The following is an 18,999-nucleotide window of genomic DNA, read 5'->3' on the forward strand; positions in this document are numbered from 1 at the left end:
GCGGACGGTTTCGGGGGGCCGAGCCAGGGAAGCTTAGGATGCGTCGGCTGCCGATCCGATGGTCGGCCCCTCAGTCGGCGGTCCCAATCTCGGCAATGCCTGAGATCGTCTGCCGAGCGGTCAGGCATCGATCAAAGGCCGAGCTTAAGCCGGACCGGGTCGAGCCGTGTCGAATCCGGGCTGGGTCGGGGATCGGCCGCGAGGCGGCGACGCGGGAACCGGCCGATCGAGGTTGCGTCATGACGCTCGCATGGTCTCGGGATTATTCCGGCCACGAGTTCCGAAGTCGCCTGGACCGTGCGGTCCCCTCTATGGACCGTGCCGCGAAAGCGCCGGCGATGGCACGCTGCATCGCGCCGGCGGCGGCCGCGGAGCGTGATGGCCGGCCCCGATTAAGCGATAATGCCGGCATGGCTATTTCCATCAAGACACCCGAAGACATCGAGAAGATGCGCGTCGCCGGCCGCCTGGCCGCCGAGGTGCTGCAGATCGTCGCTCCGTACGTGAAGCCGGGCGTCAGCACCGGCGAGCTGGACCGCATCTGCAACGAGCACATCGTCAACGTGCAGAAGGCGATTCCGGCCAACGTCGGCTACAAGGGCTTTCCGAAGACCGTGTGCACCTCGGTCAACAACGTGATCTGCCACGGCATCCCGAGCGACAGCAAGATCCTCAAGGACGGCGACATCGTCAACATCGACGTCACCGTGATCAAGGACGGATGGCACGGCGACACCAGCCGCATGTACTGCGTCGGCACGCCCTCGGTCATGGCCAAGCGCCTGGTCGAGGTGACCCGCGAAGCGATGTTCCGCGGCATCCGCCTGGTCCGGCCCGGCGTGACCCTCGGCGACATCGGCCACGCCATCCAGACCTACGCCGAGGCCGAGCGCTTCAGCGTAGTGCGCGACTACTGCGGCCACGGCATCGGCCGGGTCTACCACGAAGACCCGCAGGTGCTGCACCACGGCCGTCCCGGCGAGGGCGTCAAGCTCGTGCCCGGCATGACCTTCACCATCGAGCCGATGATCAACGAAGGCACCTATCGCCATAAGACCCTGCCGGACGGCTGGACCGTGGTGACCAAGGACCGCAAGTTGTCGGCACAGTGGGAGCACACCGTCGCGGTGACCGAGGACGGCGTCGAAATCCTGACCCGCGTGCCGGGCGACGACAACGACCTATGACCGGCCCCGTCGCCGGCGATCGGCCTGACGAGCGATTGGCCGATCGGTCGGCGGCGCCCGAGGCGGCGACCCCCGCCGCCGGCAGCCCGGCGGCGATCCGCGCCGCGCTGAGCGCGGTCGACGCCGCGCTCGCGCAGCGTTTCGACAGCGACCCCGACGCCGACATCGACCGCCTGCTGCGCGCGCGCACCGACGCGGTCGACGCGCAGGTGCGCGCGGCCTGGCGGGCCTGCGTCGACGAGGGCGCGCCGCTGGCCTTGTTCGCGGTCGGCGGCTACGGCCGCGGCGAACTGTTCCCGCAGTCGGACATCGACCTGCTGGTGCTCGCCGATCCGCAGGCGCAGACCGCCCAGGCCGAACAGCTCGGCTGCTTTTTCGCCTCGCTGTGGGACGCCGGCCTGCCGGTCGGCCACGCGGTGCGTTCGGCCGAGCAGTGCACCGAAGCCGCCGCCGACCTCAGCGTGCTGACCGCGATGCTGGAAGCGCGCCCGCTCGCCGCCGGCGCGCTCGCGCAGATGGCGCTGCAGGCGGCGATCTCGCCGTCGCAGGTGTGGCCGGCGCGCGAATTCTTCATCGCCAAGCGCGAAGAGCTGCGCCTGCGCCACGCCCGCTACGGCGACACCGCCGACAACCTCGAGCCCAATCTCAAGGAAGGCCCGGGCGGCATGCGCGACGTGCAGACCCTGCACTGGATGGCGCTGCGGATCATCGGCACCTCCGACCTGGAATCGCTGGTGTCGATCGGCCAACTCGGGCCGGACGAACTGACCACATTGGAACGCGAGCGGCGGACGCTGTCGCGTTTGCGGTTCGGGCTGCACTTGGTCGCGCGCAAACGCGAAGAACGGCTGCGCTTCGATTACCAGAAGCTGCTCGCCGAACGACTGGGGCATGTCGACAACGCCGACAACCTCGCCGTCGAGCAAATGATGCAGGGCTTCTATCGCAGCGCCGCGCTGGTGCTGCGCATCGGCGAGCGCCTGTTGCAGCGCTTCGAGGAACAGATCGAAGGCGAGGCCGTGCCGGTGCCGCTGGACGGCGTGTTCGAGGCCTTCGAATTGCGTCGCGACTACATCGCCGCGCGCGACGCCGAATGGCCGCGCGACGCCTCCGAGGTGTTCGCCCTGTTCGCGGCCTGGGCCGCGCACGACGAGATCCGCGGCCTGCATTCGCAGACCGCGCGCGCGCTCGCCGAAGCGCTGTCGCGGGTGCCGAGCTTCGTCGAGGCCGAGCCGGCGCTGCGCGAGCGTTTCATCAAGATCCTGCGCGGCCCGCATCCGGTGCACGCGCTCGAACGCATGGCGCGCCTGGGCGTGCTCGGGCGCTGGATTCCGGCGTTCTCGAAAGTCTCCGGGCGCATGCAGTTCGACCTGTTCCATGTCTACACGGTCGACCAGCACACCCTGGCGGTGCTGCGCAATCTGGCGCGCTTCGCCTCGGGCGTGGCCGACGAACGCTTCAGCATCGCCCACGAAGTCTGGCCGCGCCTGCGCAAGCCGGAGCTGTTGCTGCTCGCCGGCTTGTTCCACGATATCGCCAAGGGCCGCGGCGGCGATCATTCCGAACTCGGCGGCGACGACGCGCGGGTGTTCTGCTCGACCATGGGCCTGAGCGAGTCCGACACCGCCCTGGTCGAATGGCTGGTGCGCCAACACCTGCTGATGTCGGTGACCGCGCAGAAGCAGGACATCGCCGACCCCGAGGTGATCCATCGCTTCGCCACCAAGGTCGCCGATCGCGAGCACCTGGATCATCTGTATCTGTTGACCTGCGCCGACATCGCCGGCACCTCGCCGAAGCTGTGGAACGCCTGGAAGGACCGGCTGCTCGCCGACCTGTACACCGCCACCCGCCTGGCCTTGCGACGCGGGCTCGAACACCCGGTCGCCGGCGCCGAGCGCGCCGCCGAGACCCGCGAAGCGGCCCAGGCCATGCTGGCCGCGTTCGGCGCGCGCGAGGACGAAATCGCCGCCTTGTTCGCGCGCATGCCCGAGATCGCCTTCCAGCGCGGCCGTCCCGATCAGATCGCCTGGCAGGCGGCCTCGCTGCGCGGCATCGCGCTCGGCGACACCCGGGTGCGTGCGCGGCCGGTCAGCGCCCACGGCGGCGCTCATGCCGGCGCGCTCGAAGTATTCGTGCATTCGCCCGATCGCGACGGCTTGTTCGCCGCGATCGTCGCCACCCTCGACCGCCTCGGCCTGGCGATCCAGCAGGCGCGCGTGCTCGACGGCCCGCACGGCGCGATCTTCGACACCTTCGAAGTGGTGCCGACCGATCCGCGCCAGCCGCCGAGCGCCGAGGACGTTGAACGGCGCCTGGAGGCGACCCTGGCCGGCCCGCTCGAACGGATCAAGCCGGCCCGCCGCGCGCAACCGCGGCACCTGCGCCATTTCCGCATCGCCCCGCAGATCGTGTTCGCCTCGTTCAACAAGGATGAAGCCGCGAGCGCGCGCACCACCTTGAGTCTGGTCTGCACCGACCGCCCCGGCCTGCTGGCCGATGTCGCCCAGACCCTGCGCAAACAGCGCCTGCGCGTGTACGACGCGCGCATCGCCACTTTCGGCGAACGCGCCGAGGACGTATTCCAGATCACCGACGGGCGCGATCGCGCGCTCGACGAAACGCAACAGCAGGCCCTGCGCGATGCGCTGCTGGCCTGCCTCGAAGGAGACAGTCGATGAGCCCCGCCAAGAAGACCGCCCAGAAGACCGCCAAGAAGACCGCACGCAAGAAGAGCAACGAAGCGCCGGGCATCGACGAGCTGAAGTTCATGATCGACAGCGCTTTCGAGCGCCGCAGCATGCTCACGCCCGACGAGATCGAAGGCTCGACCCGGCCCACCGTCGAGCGCGTCATCGCCGGCCTGGAGCAAGGCGAGTTCCGCGTCGCCGAGCCCGACGGCAAGGGCGGCTGGAGCGTCAACGAGTGGCTGAAGAAAGCGGTGTTGCTGTACTTCCGGGTCAACGACATGCAGGTCGTCGACGCCGACCCGGCGCCGTTCTGGGACAAGGTGCCGGCGCGCTTCGAGGGCTACGGCGAAGCCGATTTCCGCAAGCTCGGCGCGCGCGTCGTGCCCGGCGCGATCGCCCGCCGCGGCGCCTACATCGGCAAGGACGTGGTGCTGATGCCGAGCTTCGTCAACATCGGCGCCCACGTCGGCGAAGGCACCATGGTCGACACCTGGGCCACGGTCGGTTCCTGCGCCCAGATCGGCAAGCATTGCCACCTGTCCGGCGGCGCCGGCATCGGCGGCGTGCTCGAGCCGCTGCAGGCCTCGCCGACCATCATCGAAGATCACTGCTTCATCGGCGCGCGTTCGGAAGTGGTCGAAGGTTTCGTCGTCGGCCACCACAGCGTGATCGGCATGGGCGTGTTCCTCGGCCAGAGCACCCGCGTCTACAACCGCGCCACCGGCGAGATCAGCTACGGTCGCGTGCCGCCGTACAGCGTGGTCGTATCGGGCCAGTTGCCGGCCAAGGACGGATCGCATTCGCTGTACTGCGCGGTGATCGTCAAGCAAGTCGACGCCAAGACCCGTTCGAAGACCAGCATCAACGATTTGTTGCGTGGTCTGGCCGACTGAGTTGCGCATGCACCGGATCTCCTCGCGCGCTGCGCTTAACAGTCGTCGAAACGACGGCGATGCAGCTTCGTTAGGCAGAAGATCGGCACCGAAGGCCTGTTGCATGGGCGAGGATGGAGAGGGCTTGCCGAATGATGGAAGTGGATCAGCTCGCGTCGCCGACGACCACGATGCGCAAGCTTCTTCCGTGCGTGTTGTTAGCCGTCGTTTTGCTTGCGGCTGCGACGTATTTGCTCGATGGCCGAGCCGGTGTTTCCGCTGAGCACGTCGCGATCTGGTTCGCGTTGGCCACGGCGCTTGCGATTTATTGTGGCGTGATGAAGTCCTTCGCTGATTATGTCGCCGACCATGGCGATTACTTGTTGGTGCGGCGCGGAGAGTTGGAGCAGCGACTCGAGTTCGCCGAAATCGCCTGCGTCGAGGACGGTCATGGTTTTAAGCCCCATCGCGTGACCTTGCATTTGAAAATGCCGGGGCCTTTCGGATGGCGAGTCGCATTCATACCTCGGGCTACCGTGTTCGGCCGCAATAAAGTGGCACTCGACCTTAAACGTCGTGTCGATCAATCCAGGGAAACGACCTGAAGTATGGTCATGAAAGAGATTTCGTCAGGACAACCCCTCTTCTTCAAGAAGGCTTTTCCGGTTATCTGGTACGGAGCGCTAGTCGCCATGGTCGCTGCGGCGTTCGCCACCGGGACTTGGAAAACCCAGCCTCAGGCAGTGCTGGCGCCCGTGCTGATGATGTTGATCGGCTATCTAGCGATGTCTCGCCATATCTTCAGCCCTGTTCGACAAGTGCTCGACGGCGGAAGCTTCTTGCTGGTCAGGAGGGGGCTGGTGAAACAACGCATCGCCCTGGAAGACATCGAGGATGTCCATATCACCCGCAGCAACCATCCTCCGCGTCTCACCCTGAAACTGCGAGCGCCGGGAAAGCTGGGCAACGAGATCGTCTTCATTCCAAAAGGCCTGGTGCTGCTGCCTTTCTTCAAGTACTCGCTGGGCGCCGAACTGGCCGAGCGCATCAAGCGTCTTCGCGCGAATTGATCCGACATCGAATCGAGGTTCACCGCATGACCACTCTTTACGGACTCAACAACTGCGACACCTGCAAGAAGGCCCGCAAGTGGCTGGACCGCTTCGGCGTCGCCCATACCTTCGTCGACTATCGCGATAACCGGCAGGCGCCGGAAACGCTGGTCGAGTGGAAGAATCAGGTCGGCGGCTGGGAGTCGCTGATCAACAAGTCCTCGACCACTTGGCGCACCCTGGCGCCGAACCGCAAGGAACCGGCCTCGGACGCGGAGTGGAAGTTGCTGCTGAAGGAGTACCCGCAACTGATCCGTCGTCCGCTGGTGGTGACCGACGACGGCAAGGTCAGCCAGGGTTTCAGCGACAACGGCTTCAAGCAGCGCTTCGGGGTCGGTTCGTGAGCGCGGCCTCGTCGAGCGGGGCCTCGTCGAGTGCGGTACTCGATCTGACCCTGGCGCTGATCGCGCGGCCCTCGGTCACCCCCGACGACCTCGGTTGCCAGGCGCTCATCGCCGAGCGTCTGCGTCGCGCCGGTTTCGTCTGCGAGCACCTGCGCTACGGCGAGGTCGACAATCTGTGGGCGGTGCACGGCGACGGCGAAGGCCCGACCCTGGTCCTGCTCGGCCATACCGACGTCGTGCCCTCCGGCCCGGTCGACACCTGGGCCAGCGATCCCTTCCTGCCCGAGATCCGCGACGGCGTGTTGTACGGCCGCGGCGCCGCCGACATGAAGGGCAGCGTGGCCGCGTTCGTGGTCGCGCTGGAGGAGTTCGTTGCCGCCCACCCGCAACATCGCGGGCGCATCGCCCTGCTGCTGACTTCCGACGAGGAGGGCGACGCGATCGATGGCGTGCGCCGCGTCGCCGAGACCTTCCGCGAACGCGGCGAGCGCATCGACTGGTGCGTGACTGGTGAACCTTCGTCGACCGCCAGGCTCGGCGATCTGCTGCGCGTGGGCCGCCGCGGCACCTTGTCGGCGACCTTGAAGGTGATCGGTGTGCAGGGCCATGTCGCCTACCCGGAAAAGGCGCGCAACCCGATTCATCAGGCCATGCCGGCCTTGTCCGAACTGGCCGCGCGCCGTTGGGACGAAGGGTACGAAACCTTCCCGCCGACCTCGCTGCAGATCAGCAACATCCAGGCCGGCACCGGTGCCAACAACGTGATTCCAGGCGAGCTGCAGGTGCTGTTCAACCTGCGTTACAACCCGAGCTGGAACGCCGAGCGCCTGGAACGGGAATGCGAGGATGTGTTGCGTGCGCACGGCCTGCAGTACGAACTGTGCTGGTTCCGCGGCGGCGAGCCGTTCTACACCCCCGAAGGTCCGCTGCGCGCTGCGGCGCGCGAAGTGCTGGCGCGGTTCTCCGGCGGCCAGCCCGAGGAAAGCACCGGCGGCGGCACCTCGGATGCGCGCTTCATCGCGCCGCTGGGTGCGCAATGCATCGAGATCGGCCCGGTCAACGCCAGCATCCACAAGGTAGACGAAAACGTCTCGGTCGCGGACCTGGAGGCGTTGCCGGATCTGTATCGGGCGTTGATCGAGCGCTTGTTGGTCGAAAGCCGCTAAACCGGCATCGCAAGGCGCCACCGCTGTATTGCGATGGTACGGCGAACGTTGGCATGGCGGTCGCGGCTCGCGCCGCTCCTACCCGGGAGCCGCGTCGCAGGAGTAGGAGCGGCGCGAGCCGCGGCCGCGGTTTTCGGTCGCCGCGGACGCAACATTTACTGCAACGGCTTGACCGTCAAGGTATGCCGCGCGGGGCCCGGCAGGAACGGCGTCGGCCGGCCGCGCACCCAATCGTCGTGGCCCGCGCCCCAGAACGGCGACAGCGGGTGGCCGCTCTGGCCGCCGGGCATGTGGATGATGCCGTCGGCCTCGTGGCCGGGCGACACCACCATGCGTTCGGAAGCGCCGAAATCCGGTCGCTGCACCCGCGGCATGGCCGAGTCGCCGGGCAGTTCGTCGAACGGCATGCACAGCGCGCGCTTGGCGAAGCCGGGCAGGGCCGATGCGAGCGGGTGGCAGATCGAAGCGGTGTTGTGCTCGCCCCAACGCTGCCTGGCCAAGCGCGCCGCGGCATCCGGGCCGGGCGACACCGCGAATTCCTTGAGCACGTCGTCGGCCGAGTGCTCCAGCAATTCGTCCCAGGAGCGTTCGCTGCGCGGCAACAGATGATCCGGCCGTTGCGTCAGCAGCGGCCAGACCACGCCTTCGAGCTGTTTCAACTCCGGCATCACGAAACCATCGCCGAGTTCGGCACGCACCGGCGCGGTCAGGCCGTTGGCGATGCGGGTGTGCACTGCGCGGCGCCAGTTGCGGACGATCCGGTAGCTCGCCGAGCCGGGCACGGCGCGGGCCTCCCAGCGACGCGCCGCTTCGGCCAGCGTCGCCAGCGCGGGGCTGGCGTTGCCGGCCTTGTCCACGCGCGCGGCCTGGTCCTGCAGCAACTTCCACCAGCGCTGCAGGAACAGCGCGCGGTCGTCGAGCTGGATCGCGAGCAGGTCGCGTTCGTTGAAGCGCTGTTTGGCGAACAGACCGTCGCGGATCTGGCCGGCGCGCGCGCCGAGCACGTAGTTGCCGTCGCCGATGCGCTCGTACTCGTGGCCGTCGAGCGTGCGCGTGTTCGCCGTCCACAGCCGGCCCGACGGCGGCGCGACCAGTTGCGGCGCGTCTTCGGTCTGCAGGCTCCAGGGCGGGCATGCGGCGCTGCGTCGCTTGCCGGCGACGAGGTCGTTCTCGACCAGGGTCGCGGTCGAACAGGCGTCGTCGCGTTCCGGAATCGGCCCCAGCAGGCGCCAGGCGATCTTGCCCTGTCGGTCGCCGAGCACCAGATTCTGCACCGGCATGGCGACGTCGCGCGCGAGCCGCATCGCGTCGTCGACCGATCGCGCGCGGCTCAGATCGGCCAGGCCCATGTTGAGCGAGCCCGGCAAATGCGCGGCCCAGCGCAGGGCCAGCGCGCTGCCGTCGGGGTTGTCGTGCAGCAACGGTCCCCAGGCGGTCTCGCGCACCGTCAGTTTGCTCGGCCGCGCGCCTTTGACCGCGATGAGTTCCTCATGCACGCGCAGGCCGGCGCAGGTCGCAGCGGTAGCCGCGCCGGCGCAGCCGGGTTCGAGCGACCAGTCGGCCCAGTCGCCGTAGCTGTTGGTGAAGGCCCAGGCGACATGACCGTTGCTGCCGACCACCAGCGCCGGCAAACCCGGCAGGGTGAAGCCGCTGACATCGACCCGGCCGCCGGGCACGCGCGGATCGGCGTAGCGCAGGCGCGCGCGAAACCACAGGTTGGGCGCGCGCAGGCCCAGATGCATGTCGTCGGCGACGATGGCGCGGCGGTCGGCGGTCAGGCTGCCGGCGACGGCGAAATTATTGCTGCCGATCTCGTCGGGGAACGGCAGTTGCAGCACGCCGCCGGAGGCCGGCGCCGGCAGTTTGCGCAGATCGACCTGGTCGGCGCCCGGCAGCTCGGCATCGCCGAACGGCGCGCCGAACAGCGGCGCGTCCCAGCGGCTGCCGTTGTGGGTGATCAGGGCGTACAAGGCCGGCGGCAGGTGCGGGCGCATGCGCCAGTACGCGAGGTCGCGGGCGTTGCTCGCGTCCTGCAGGTCGAAGTACATCGCGTACCCGACCAGGGCCGAATCCGATCGCTTCCAGGGTGCGGGCTCGGCGCCGAGCAACAAATACGGCCAGGGCTTGCGCGACAGGCCGGCGACGCCGGCGTTGATGCCGTCGGCATAGGCCTGCAGCAAGGCGGCTTTGTCGCCGGCGAACGACGCCAGTTGCGTTTCGACCCGGCTGCGCAGGCGATGCACCCGATGACGACGGTCGTAGTCGAGCGCGCGAGCGCCGAACAGCGCAGACAGTTCGCCGGCCGCGGTGCGTCGCAGCAGGTCCATCTCGAAATAGCGCTCCTGGCCGTGGACATAGCCGAGGACGCGCATCGCATCGGTCTGGTTGGCGGCATCGACGGTGACCACGCCGAGCGCATCGCGCTGGATCGTCGCCGGGGCCGACAGGCCGGGCAGGGCGAGTTCGCCGTCCAGGCGGGGCAGGCTGCCGCGCAACATCCACCAGGCCGCGACGGCGCCGAGCAACGACAGGCAAAGCAGCGCGATCAGGCCGCGCTTGATCCATTTGGCCATGGTTTCCTCCGCCGCCGAGCTTAGCCGAAGTCGGTGTCGGCGCCGTGGCCGCGCCGCATCGGCTGCCGCCGTCGCCGGCCGTCCCGCCGCCGGCCGGGCCGCCCGAACCGCGACCGCGGTCGCGCCGGCGGCGATATGGCGGGTCCGACGCTGGCATGAGGCGCTTGCATCCGGCGCGATCCTCAAGCAGGATCGAGCCATGACCGCCGTCTTCGCCACCGCCAGCCGCAGCCACGCCGCCCTCCGCGGCCGTGCGCGCCCGGCCGCGGCCGACGTGCGGGTCAACAACAATAATCGCAATAACGCCAGCCTCCCGCGGGCCGGCGATTAGCGCGCGCAACATACGCTCAATCGCTCAGGAAGCCCGCACTGCGAAGTGCGGGCTTTCTGCGTTTAGGGCGCCTGCTTTTCTCCCGCCGTCTCTTCCGCCTTTCCCATCCGAACGCTGCAAACCCTCCAGGAGATGCTCAGATGTGCTCGATCCTCGGTCTGTTCGACCTGCGCCCCGGCGCCGACCTGCGCCCGCTGCGGCCGCTGGCCCTGTCCCTGTCCGCGCGCCAGCGCCATCGCGGTCCCGACTGGTCCGGCGTCAGCGTCGAGCCGCGCGCGATCCTGGTGCACGAGCGGCTCGCCATCGTCGACCCGACCGGCGGCTCGCAACCGCTGCGCTCGAGCGACGGCGAACTCGCGCTCGCGGTCAACGGCGAAATCTACAACCATCGCGAACTCGAGCAGCGGCTCGCCCGGCCCTACGAATTCCAGACCAAGTCCGACTGCGAAGTCATCAACGCCCTGTACCGCGAAGGCGGCGAACACGGCGACTTCGGCGAGTTGCTCAACCGTCTCAACGGCATTTTCGCGTTCGCGTTGTGGGACGCGGCGCGCGGCCGCTACCTGATCGCACGCGACCCGATCGGCGTATGCCCGCTGTACTGGGGCCACGATGCCGACGGCCGCCTGTGGGTGGCGTCGGAAATGAAGGCGCTGGCGCGTTTGTGCGACGACGTCAGCCCGTTCCCGGCCGGCCACTACTACGACAGCGAGGTCGGCGCGCCGGTGAAGTACTACCAGCGGCCGTGGCGCGACTACGACGCCACCCGCGGCGTCGAGGTGTCCAGGCAGGAACTGCGCGAAGCCTTCGAGCGCGCCGTGCACCGGCAGATGATGAGCGACGTGCCCTATGGCGTGTTGCTGTCGGGCGGCCTGGACTCGTCGCTGGTGGCCGCCTGCGCGGCGCGTTTCGCCCGCCGCCGGGTCGAGGAAGACGACCAGGCCGAAGCCTGGTGGCCGCGTCTGCATTCGTTCGCGATCGGCCTGGAAGGCTCGCCCGACCTGGCCGCGGCCGAGATCGCCGCGCAGGCGCTCGGCACGGTGCACCACGGCTTCACCTACACCTTCGAAGAAGGCCTGGACGTGCTGCCGGACGTGATCCAGCACATCGAGACCTACGACGTGACCACGATCCGCGCGTCGACGCCGATGTTCCTGCTGGCGCGGCGGATCAAGGCGATGGGGGTGAAGATGGTGCTGTCGGGCGAAGGCTCGGACGAGATCTTCGGCGGCTATCTGTACTTCCACAAGGCGCCGAACGCGCGCGAATTCCACGAGGAACTGGTGCGCAAGCTCGACGCGCTGCACAGCTTCGACTGCCTGCGCGCCAACAAGTCGATGATGGCCTGGGGCGTGGAGCCGCGGGTGCCGTTCCTGGACGTCGAATTCCTCGACTTGGCGATGCGCATGGACGCGCAAGCGAAGATGGTCGACCACGCCGCCGGCGGCAAGCGCGGCATCGAGAAGGCGGTGCTGCGCGAAGCCTTCGAGGGCTATCTGCCCGATTCGATCCTGTGGCGGCAGAAGGAGCAATTCAGCGACGGCGTCGGCTACGGCTGGATCGACGGCCTCAAGGCGCATGCCGAAGCGCAGGTCAGCGACCGCGACATGGCCACGGCGGTGGGACGTTTTCCGATCAACACGCCGCAGACCAAGGAAGCGTATTTCTATCGCAGCCTGTTCGAGCGCCACTTCCCGGGCGCGGCCTGCGCCGAGACCGTGCCTGGCGGCAAGTCGATCGCCTGCTCGTCGCCCGCGGCGATCGCCTGGGACGCCTCGTTCGCGAACGCCGCCGATCCGTCGGGACGCGCGGTGGCCGGCGTGCACCAGGCGGCGCTGGTGTGATCGGCGAGGCTTGAGCGGCGCTACCTGGGCGGCACCGCTTGGGCCGCCGATCTGGCCGGACCTCGGGGCACGAGGCCCGGCAAGCGTTCATCGCTTGCAGTCGTCGGTGGCGATCAGGACGATCGCCGTCCCTGGCGATCGTGTCCGGCGAGTGCGTTACTGCCCGCAGCCCGGCCAGCGGCGCTCGAGGTTCTTGTACTCCCAGGTCCCGTTCGGGCATTGCACGTTGACCGTCGCGGCCGCGACCAGTTCGCAGCCCGGTGCCTTGAACACGGTGGTGCCGCTGGTCACCGGCGCGGTCGAATAGGCGCCGGCGATCTCGGTGTCCTGCACGTCGCTGACCCAGTTCGGGTTGGCGGCGTTGCGGCTCATCACCACGCTCTGGGCGACGAAATAGTTGGGGTAGGGCACCGAGCCCTGGGCGAAAGGATTGCGCACCAGGCTGGCTTCGGCGTGCGCGCTGGCGGCGCTGCCGCTGTGGTCGAACACCAGCTTGAGCTTGGCCGAATACTTGCCGCCGCAGGCAGACTGGTTTTCCCAGACGCTGGGCGGATCCGAAGCGAGCGCGGTCAACGGCAGGACGAGCGAGAACAGGCCGGCGGCGAGCGCCGTAATCCGATAGGTCTTGAACATTGTCGAATCTTCCTTGGATGACGTTGGGTAAGAGTCCGCCGGGCGATTTCTCCGGTGAGGTGCTCTCCGGGGACCTGTGCTGCGCGCAGGCTGCGACCGTGCGGACGGCGCCGCGACGGGCGGCGCCGGGCGGGAATGTGGCACAGGCGCTGCGCGGCGTTAACGCGCCGGGACGGCCTTTGCGACGAAGGCCGCCATGGCCCGACGAAACCCGACAAGGCGCGGACGAAATCAGCGCCGGATTTGCGGCGGGCTCAGCCGCGACCGGGATAGTCCTTGCAGTCGAGCCAGTGCAAGCCCGCACCGCGGGTCTGTCGCAGCAGCCCGGGCAGGGCGATGCGCGCCTTGTCGTGGACGTCGTGGAACAGGATCGTGCCGTGGCGCCACAGCAGCATCAGGCTGAGCAACCGGCCTTGCACCTCAGCGGCCGAGACCTTGGCGTTCCAGTCCTGCGAATCGATGCTCCACAACGCCACCCGCAGGCCGCGCTGGGCGAAGAACGGCCCGCTGTCGGCACGGCGCTGGCCGTACGGCGGCCGGAACAGCGGCACGTAGGCCGGACCGGCGACGGCGCGCACCAACGCATCGCTGCGGATCACCGATTCCTGCCACTGCGCCCAACGCGCATGCGATTGGTGCTCCCAGCCGTGCGAGGCGACGCACATGCCGGCGTACAGATCGGTCGGCCGCGCTGGCGCGGCGCCGAGCCGCCGTTGCAGCGATTCGCCGACGACGAAGAAGGTCGCGGCGAGCCCGGCCTGGCGCAAGCTCGCCAACAGGCGGTCGGTGTTGCCGCCGGGCGCGCTCGGGCCGTCGTCGAAGCTCAGCAGGAACTGGCGGTCGGGCAATTCGCTGCCGTCGAGTTCGGCGCTGGAATAGGTGTCGATTTCGCTGCTGACCCGCGGAAACAACGCGGCCAGGCGCAAGGTCTCGTCGAGATAGATGCGATGGAAGCGTGCCGCGTCGGTGCGCCAGGCCGCATAGCCGCGGTCGGGCGCCTCATCGAAAGCCATGGCGAGTTTCCGCAGCGCCGCGGCGTCCTCGGCCGCGGCGCAGAACGCCTCGCGCGGTGCGCACGAGCGCGAGGCCAGCCGATAGTTCGCGCTCAGCCGCTGCCAGAAGCGCGTGCGGATCTTGTCGAGCGAGGCGCGATCGATCTGCTTGAGCTTGAGCCGGGCGAGCAGGGCGGTTTCGTCGAGGCTTTCGCTGGCCGCGAGCTCGTGGGCGAAGGCGAGGATCTCGGCGCGTGAGGCGCGGTCGAACGCAGCCGGGGTGTCCAGGACATGAGGCCAGGTGGCGCGGTCGGCACTGGCGACCGCGGACGGCCCGGCAGCCTGGGCCGGCAGCGCGAGACCGAGCGCGCTCCAGGCCAACAAGATCTGGGCCGACAAGAGTCGGGCCGACAAAATCCGGGCCGACAAGATTCGGGCCGACAAGATCCGGGCCGATAAAATCCGGACCGATAAAATCCGGGCTCGTCCCGACTTGAACCGGGATGTCGTCGGCGCGCTCGCGGCGGCGGCGAGGGCGCGGCTCACAGCCCGCGCACCCGTTCGATCGCCCGGTCGTAGGTCGGGTCGGCCTGCTCGCGCTTGGCCGAGAGATAGTTCGACATGGCCTCATCGTAGCGCCCGTCGTCTTCCAGCAGCCTGCCGATGTTGTAGTAGGCGCCGGCGCGGATAGTACCGGCGCCGGCTCCGCGGGCCAGGGCGATGGCCTGGCGCGAGGTCCAGAGCGCCTCGGCGCTGCGGCCGAGCTTGAGGTAGGCCAGCCCCAGGTTGCTGTAGGCCAGGGCATAACCGGGGTCGAGCTCGATCGATTGCTGATATGCCGCGACCGCGCCTTCAAGGTGGCCGGCGCGATACGCCGCTTCGCCGCGCTGGTTGGCAGCGGCGGCGGGGCCGGGCCGGCCGGCATCGATCTCGTCGCCGCCGGCACCGTCGGCGCCGCCGTCGAGGCGGGCGAGGCGATCGAGTTCCGCATCGACGCGTTCGGCCGGCGCGGTGCTGGCGTCGATCCGGTCGATGTCTTCGAAGCGGCCTTCGCCGTCGATGCGGAACACCCGCCATAGATTGCCGGGACGGCCCCGCGGCACTGCGTAGCTGCGCAGCAATTTCCCGCCCAGATACAGCGAGACCTGGGCGCCGCTGCGCGACAGCGCACTGGCGGCCGGTTGGTTGCGGTTGCCGAAATCGTGCACCGCGTAGGTGTAGCCGTAACCGGCCTGCTTGCGCAGCAGAGTCAGGGTTTCCGGGCTTTGGCCCGCGCCCGCGCCGCTGCCGTCCAGGTCCAGGCGCGCGTCGTCGCCGGTCTTGCGCTCGAAATAGACGTGGCGGTCGGGATAGCTCAGGTGCGAGTCGAGGTCGGCGTCGGCGGCGTTCCAGCTCAACACGATGCGCAGGCCGTCGAGGCTGGCGGCGCCCGTCTCGGTACTCGGGCCAAATGCCTGGACCGTGCCGCCGCAAAGCATGACGCAGCTGAAAACCAGGGCGAGCGCAGCCGCACGGCGAAGCATGATCCGGTCCTTAGAAGGGGAGTCGCGAGGCGCGATCATAGCAACGCCGCAGGCCGAATCCGTGGCGCCGGCGCCCATACCGCCGCGGCTTGCCTGTTAGGCTGTAGCGAGGCTGGGCCGCAGGGGCGGTCGTGCACGCGAATGCAGTGAGCCGGCCCGCAGGGACGGCGGTGATCGAATACGAGTGAGTCGAGAAGGGGGGGACGCGCGATGGCCGCCGAAGCGCAGGGCAGCGAACTGGTCAAGGTGGTGGTGCTGCTCGCAGCCGGCGTGATCGCGGTACCGATCTTCAAGCGCATCGGCCTGGGTTCGGTGCTCGGCTATCTGGCCGCGGGCCTGGCGATCGGTCCGTTCGGGCTCGGCTTCTTCTCCGACTCGCAGGCGATCCTGCACGTCGCCGAACTCGGCGTGGTCATGTTCCTGTTCCTGATCGGCCTGGAAATGCGGCCGTCGCATCTGTGGAGCCTGCGCCGCGAGATCTTCGGGTTGGGCACCGCGCAGATCCTGCTGTGTTCGGCGGCGATGACCGGGGTCGGCCTGGCGTTCGGTTTCCCGCCGGTGGTCGCCTTCATCGGCGCGATGGGCTTCGTGCTTACTTCGACCGCGATCGTCATGCAGATCCTCGGCGAGCGCGGCGACCTGGCCCTGCCGCGCGGGCAGCGCATCGTCTCGGTCCTGTTGTTCGAGGATCTGCTGATCGTGCCCTTGCTGGCCCTGGTCGCGCTGATGGCGCCGGCCGACCTCGCCGTCGACGGCGCCTCGCGTTCGCGCTGGCTCGACATCGGCATCGCCCTGGCCTCGCTGGCGGCGCTGCTGGCGGCCGGCATCTGGCTGTTGAACCCGCTGTTCCGCGTGCTCGCCGCGGCCAAGGCGCGCGAGGTCATGACCGCGGCGGCGCTGTTGGTGGTGCTCGGCGCGGCGCTTTTGATGCAGGTCGGCGGCCTGTCGATGGCGATGGGCGCGTTCCTGGCCGGCGTGCTGCTGTCGGAATCGACGTTCCGCCACCAGCTCGAGGCCGATGTCGAACCCTTCCGCGGCATCCTGCTGGGCCTGTTCTTCCTCAGCGTCGGCATGTCGCTGGACCTGATCGTGGTCGCGGCGAACTGGCCGCTGATCGTCGGCGGCGTGGTCGCGCTGATGATCGTCAAGGCGGCGTGCATCTACATCGTCGCGCGCCTGCTCAAGGCCTGCCACACCGAAGCGCTGGACCGCGCGGTGCTGATGGCGCAGGGCGGCGAGTTCGCCTTCGTGCTGTTCTCGGCCGCCGCCGGCGCCCGCCTGATCGACGCCGAGGTCGGCGCCAACCTGACCGCGATCGTGGTGTTGTCGATGGCGTTGACGCCGATCGCGATCATCGCCTTGCGCCGGCTGGCGCCGAGGACTGCGCTGTCGCTGGAGGGCGTCGACGAGCCCAACGGCCTCGCCGGCAGCGTTTTGCTGATCGGCTTCGGCCGCTTCGGCCAGGTGGTCTGCCAATCCCTGCTCGCGCGCGGCGTGGAGGTGTCGATCATCGACACCGACGTGGAGATGATCCAGAGCGCGCAGACCTTCGGTTTCAAGGTCTACTACGGCGACGGCACCCGTCTCGACGTGCTGCACGCCTCGGGCGCGGACACCGCCCAGTTGATCGCGATCTGCATCGACGACCGCGCCGCGGCCACCGTCACCGCCCAGTTGATCCGCCATGAATTCCCACAGGCGCGCTTGCTGGCGCGCAGCTTCGACCGCGAGCACGCGCTCGAGCTGGTGCATGCTGGCGTCGACCTGCAGGTGCGCGAGACCTTCGAGTCGGCGATGCGTTTCGGCGAAGCGGCGTTGATCGAACTCGGCGTGCCCGAAAACGAGGCCGCGGAAGTCGTGGCCGAGATCCGCCATCGCGACGCCGAGCGCTTCGAACTGGAACTGGTCGGCGGCGTACGCGCCGGCGTGTCGCTGCTCTACGGCAACATGCAGCAGACCCCGCTGGTCACGCCGAAGCCGCGCGCCGGCGCGAAATCGGCCGAACCGTCCGCCAGCAGCGCATAGCCGCCCCCTTACTCCTCACTCCTCGTTTCTCACTCCTCTTTTCTCACTCCTGGCCCCCGACCAGTTCCCAGTTCCTGGCCACTAGTTCCTAGCTCCTAGCTCCTAGTCACCGCACCGCGGCGGCCAACCCCGATCCGGCTGCGCTACCAGATCGACCAGGAACAATTCGCCCGAGCGTTCGCCGTCGGCCTGCGCGAACAGCAAGCGGTCGCCGCGCGGCGACAGCAGGGGGCCGACCTGGAACACGTCGCTGCGGGCCGGAATCCGCCCGCTTTCGCGCCAGCCCTCGCCATGCCGCTCGAACCGGTAAAGATGCGAGCGATCGCCGCGGTCGATCACCGCGACCAGGCTGCGGCCGTCGCGGGCGACATCGGCCTCGTATTCGTCGTCGGCGGTGCTCAGCGGCGGGCCGAGGTTGCGCACCTGCCAGCCGCCACCGGGCTGCGGCGTGGCGAGGTAGAGATCGTTCTTGCCATGCCCGCCGTCGCGGCTGGAACCGAAGTACAGGCGGCCGTCGGCGGTCGCGCGCGGCAGCAGTTCCGAGGCCTTGGAGTTGACCGGCTCGGGCAGGCGCTGCGCCGCGCCCCAGGCGCCGTCGGCGGCGCGCTCGACGTAGTAGATGTCGAGATCCTCGCCGGCCGGATCGTGGCGGGTCGAGACGAAATACAGGCGCCGGCCGTCGGCGCTCAGGTAGGGATCGGCATCGGCGGCGGTGGCCGCGGCGAACGACGGCGCCTGCGGCGTCGACCAACCGTCGCGGCCGCACCGCGAGTGCAGGATCCGCCAGTTGGCGAACTGGCGGTCGCTGCGCATGAAATAGATCTCGCGGCCGTCCGGCGAGAAGGTCGGCGAAGACTCGTACTGATCGCTGGCGATGCCCGGCGGCGTCCAGCGCACCGCGTCAGCCGGCTTGGGCGCCCGCCGGTCGGGTGCGTCGGCCCCGGCGCAGCCGGCGAGCAACAGCCAGCCGGCCGCGAGCGAGCGCAGCAGCGCTGTAGTGGACGAGGGTCGGGGCATGGCCATGGCGGCTCCTGCGTTGTCGGTCGGGGCCCGGGCGGGGTTCGGTCCGCGCTCAATCGCCGTCGCGGGCGCGTTGCTGGAACCGGCGCGCCTTGGCGACGTTGCCGCAGGTCGCCATGTCGCACCAGCGGCGCCGGCCGTTCTTGGAGGTATCGACGAACACCCAGCCACAATCGTGGCCGTCGCAGACGCGCAGGCGGTCGAGGCGGGCGTCCTTGAGCAACTCGATCGCGTAAGCGGTGATCACGTGCGCGATCAGGTCGAGCCCGGATCGTTCCGCCGACCATTCGGTCTGCAGCCGCGAACGTCGCGACACCAGGCGCGCGGCCTTGGACGCGGCCAGCCGGGCCTGGTCGATGAGGTCGAGGTCGGTGGCGCCCGGCGCCTTGCCGCGGGCGAGGGCGTACAGCGCATCGCACAAGGCTTCGCGCAAAGCCTTGCAGCGCGTCAGGGCGGCGGCCGCCTTGGCCGGCTGCTGCGCTTGCAGTGCTTCGAGGACATTGAGATCGGCGCGCGAGAAGCACGCAGTCTGGCGCGCCCAGCGTAGCAGCGCGGCATAGTCGTCGAGCCAGTCGCGCGGCTCGCTGTCGCGCGCGGTGACGGTGTTGACCAGGTCGAGTGCCGGATCGCCGCCGACGAGATCGGCGGGCTGGAAGGCGTGGTGTTCGAGGCGCATGCGGGGCCCTA

Annotated in this window: 16 protein-coding genes; 10 read left to right on the forward strand and 6 right to left on the reverse strand. The window is 69.0% G+C overall.

Features of this window, described 5'->3' with window-relative positions:
• Positions 1-410 precede the first annotated feature (410 nt).
• The 7 genes from map (at position 411) to dapE (ending at position 7,371) form a co-directional block, all read left to right on the forward strand.
• Positions 411-1,187, forward strand: a complete 777-nt coding sequence (map, locus tag AC6CH2_RS17090) for a type I methionyl aminopeptidase (protein ID WP_498270246.1) — start codon at positions 411-413, stop codon at positions 1,185-1,187.
• On the forward strand, positions 1,184-3,868 hold the full coding sequence (gene glnD, locus AC6CH2_RS17095; protein WP_498270247.1) for a [protein-PII] uridylyltransferase: 2,685 nt from the start codon (positions 1,184-1,186) through the stop codon (positions 3,866-3,868). Before map ends, glnD begins: the two co-directional genes overlap by 4 nt.
• Positions 3,844-4,770 carry a 2,3,4,5-tetrahydropyridine-2,6-dicarboxylate N-succinyltransferase gene (gene dapD, locus AC6CH2_RS17100; protein ID WP_498270381.1) on the forward strand — a complete coding sequence of 309 codons (927 nt, stop codon included), beginning with the start codon at positions 3,844-3,846 and terminating at the stop codon, positions 4,768-4,770. Before glnD ends, dapD begins: the two co-directional genes overlap by 25 nt.
• 131 nt (positions 4,771-4,901) lie before the next feature.
• On the forward strand, positions 4,902-5,354 hold the full coding sequence (locus AC6CH2_RS17105; RefSeq protein ID WP_498270248.1) for a hypothetical protein: 453 nt from the start codon (positions 4,902-4,904) through the stop codon (positions 5,352-5,354).
• 9 nt (positions 5,355-5,363) lie between these two features.
• Positions 5,364-5,819 (forward strand): hypothetical protein, encoded by a 456-nt coding sequence (locus AC6CH2_RS17110; RefSeq protein WP_498270249.1) that lies wholly within the window; start codon positions 5,364-5,366, stop codon positions 5,817-5,819.
• Positions 5,820-5,845: 26 nt separating this feature from the next.
• The gene (locus AC6CH2_RS17115) at positions 5,846-6,205 is read left to right on the forward strand and encodes a Spx/MgsR family RNA polymerase-binding regulatory protein (RefSeq protein WP_031370445.1); all 360 of its coding nucleotides are present in this window, start codon (positions 5,846-5,848) and stop codon (positions 6,203-6,205) included.
• A complete protein-coding gene (gene dapE / locus AC6CH2_RS17120; protein WP_498270250.1) occupies positions 6,202-7,371 on the forward strand; it encodes a succinyl-diaminopimelate desuccinylase in 1,170 nt (389 codons plus the stop codon). Before AC6CH2_RS17115 ends, dapE begins: the two co-directional genes overlap by 4 nt.
• A gap of 155 nt (positions 7,372-7,526) precedes the next feature.
• Here dapE and AC6CH2_RS17125 read toward each other — a convergent pair whose 3' ends face one another.
• A complete protein-coding gene (locus tag AC6CH2_RS17125; protein ID WP_498270251.1) occupies positions 7,527-9,944 on the reverse strand; it encodes a penicillin acylase family protein in 2,418 nt (805 codons plus the stop codon).
• A gap of 199 nt (positions 9,945-10,143) precedes the next feature.
• Between AC6CH2_RS17125 and AC6CH2_RS17130 the strand changes: the two genes are divergently transcribed.
• Complete coding sequence (locus tag AC6CH2_RS17130; protein WP_255610633.1) at positions 10,144-10,275, forward strand: hypothetical protein; 132 nt, start codon at positions 10,144-10,146, stop codon at positions 10,273-10,275.
• A gap of 140 nt (positions 10,276-10,415) precedes the next feature.
• Positions 10,416-12,119, forward strand: a complete 1,704-nt coding sequence (asnB, locus tag AC6CH2_RS17135; RefSeq protein WP_498270252.1) for an asparagine synthase B — start codon at positions 10,416-10,418, stop codon at positions 12,117-12,119.
• Between the two features lie 156 nt (positions 12,120-12,275).
• Here asnB and AC6CH2_RS17140 read toward each other — a convergent pair whose 3' ends face one another.
• The 3 genes from AC6CH2_RS17140 to AC6CH2_RS17150 form a co-directional block, all read right to left on the reverse strand.
• On the reverse strand, positions 12,276-12,752 hold the full coding sequence (locus tag AC6CH2_RS17140) for a hypothetical protein (protein WP_498270253.1): 477 nt from the start codon (positions 12,750-12,752) through the stop codon (positions 12,276-12,278).
• Between the two features lie 254 nt (positions 12,753-13,006).
• Complete coding sequence (locus AC6CH2_RS17145) at positions 13,007-14,143, reverse strand: polysaccharide deacetylase family protein (protein ID WP_498270254.1); 1,137 nt, start codon at positions 14,141-14,143, stop codon at positions 13,007-13,009.
• A 143-nt stretch (positions 14,144-14,286) separates the two neighbouring features.
• A complete protein-coding gene (locus AC6CH2_RS17150) occupies positions 14,287-15,267 on the reverse strand; it encodes a YfaP family protein (protein WP_498270255.1) in 981 nt (326 codons plus the stop codon).
• A 210-nt stretch (positions 15,268-15,477) separates the two neighbouring features.
• On the opposite strand from AC6CH2_RS17150, the gene AC6CH2_RS17155 reads away from it, so the two are divergent.
• Complete coding sequence (locus tag AC6CH2_RS17155; RefSeq protein ID WP_498270256.1) at positions 15,478-17,292, forward strand: monovalent cation:proton antiporter-2 (CPA2) family protein; 1,815 nt, start codon at positions 15,478-15,480, stop codon at positions 17,290-17,292.
• 102 nt (positions 17,293-17,394) lie between these two features.
• Here the strand turns inward: AC6CH2_RS17155 and AC6CH2_RS17160 are convergent, their stop codons facing one another.
• Positions 17,395-18,315, reverse strand: a complete 921-nt coding sequence (locus AC6CH2_RS17160; protein WP_498270257.1) for a TolB family protein — start codon at positions 18,313-18,315, stop codon at positions 17,395-17,397.
• A gap of 49 nt (positions 18,316-18,364) precedes the next feature.
• Entirely contained in the window at positions 18,365-18,988 is a 624-nt protein-coding gene (locus AC6CH2_RS17165; RefSeq protein ID WP_498270258.1) for a CGNR zinc finger domain-containing protein, read from the reverse strand.
• Between the last annotated feature and the right edge of the window lie 11 nt (positions 18,989-18,999).

The sequence above is a fragment of the Lysobacter sp. GQ73 genome, assembly GCF_059758755.1.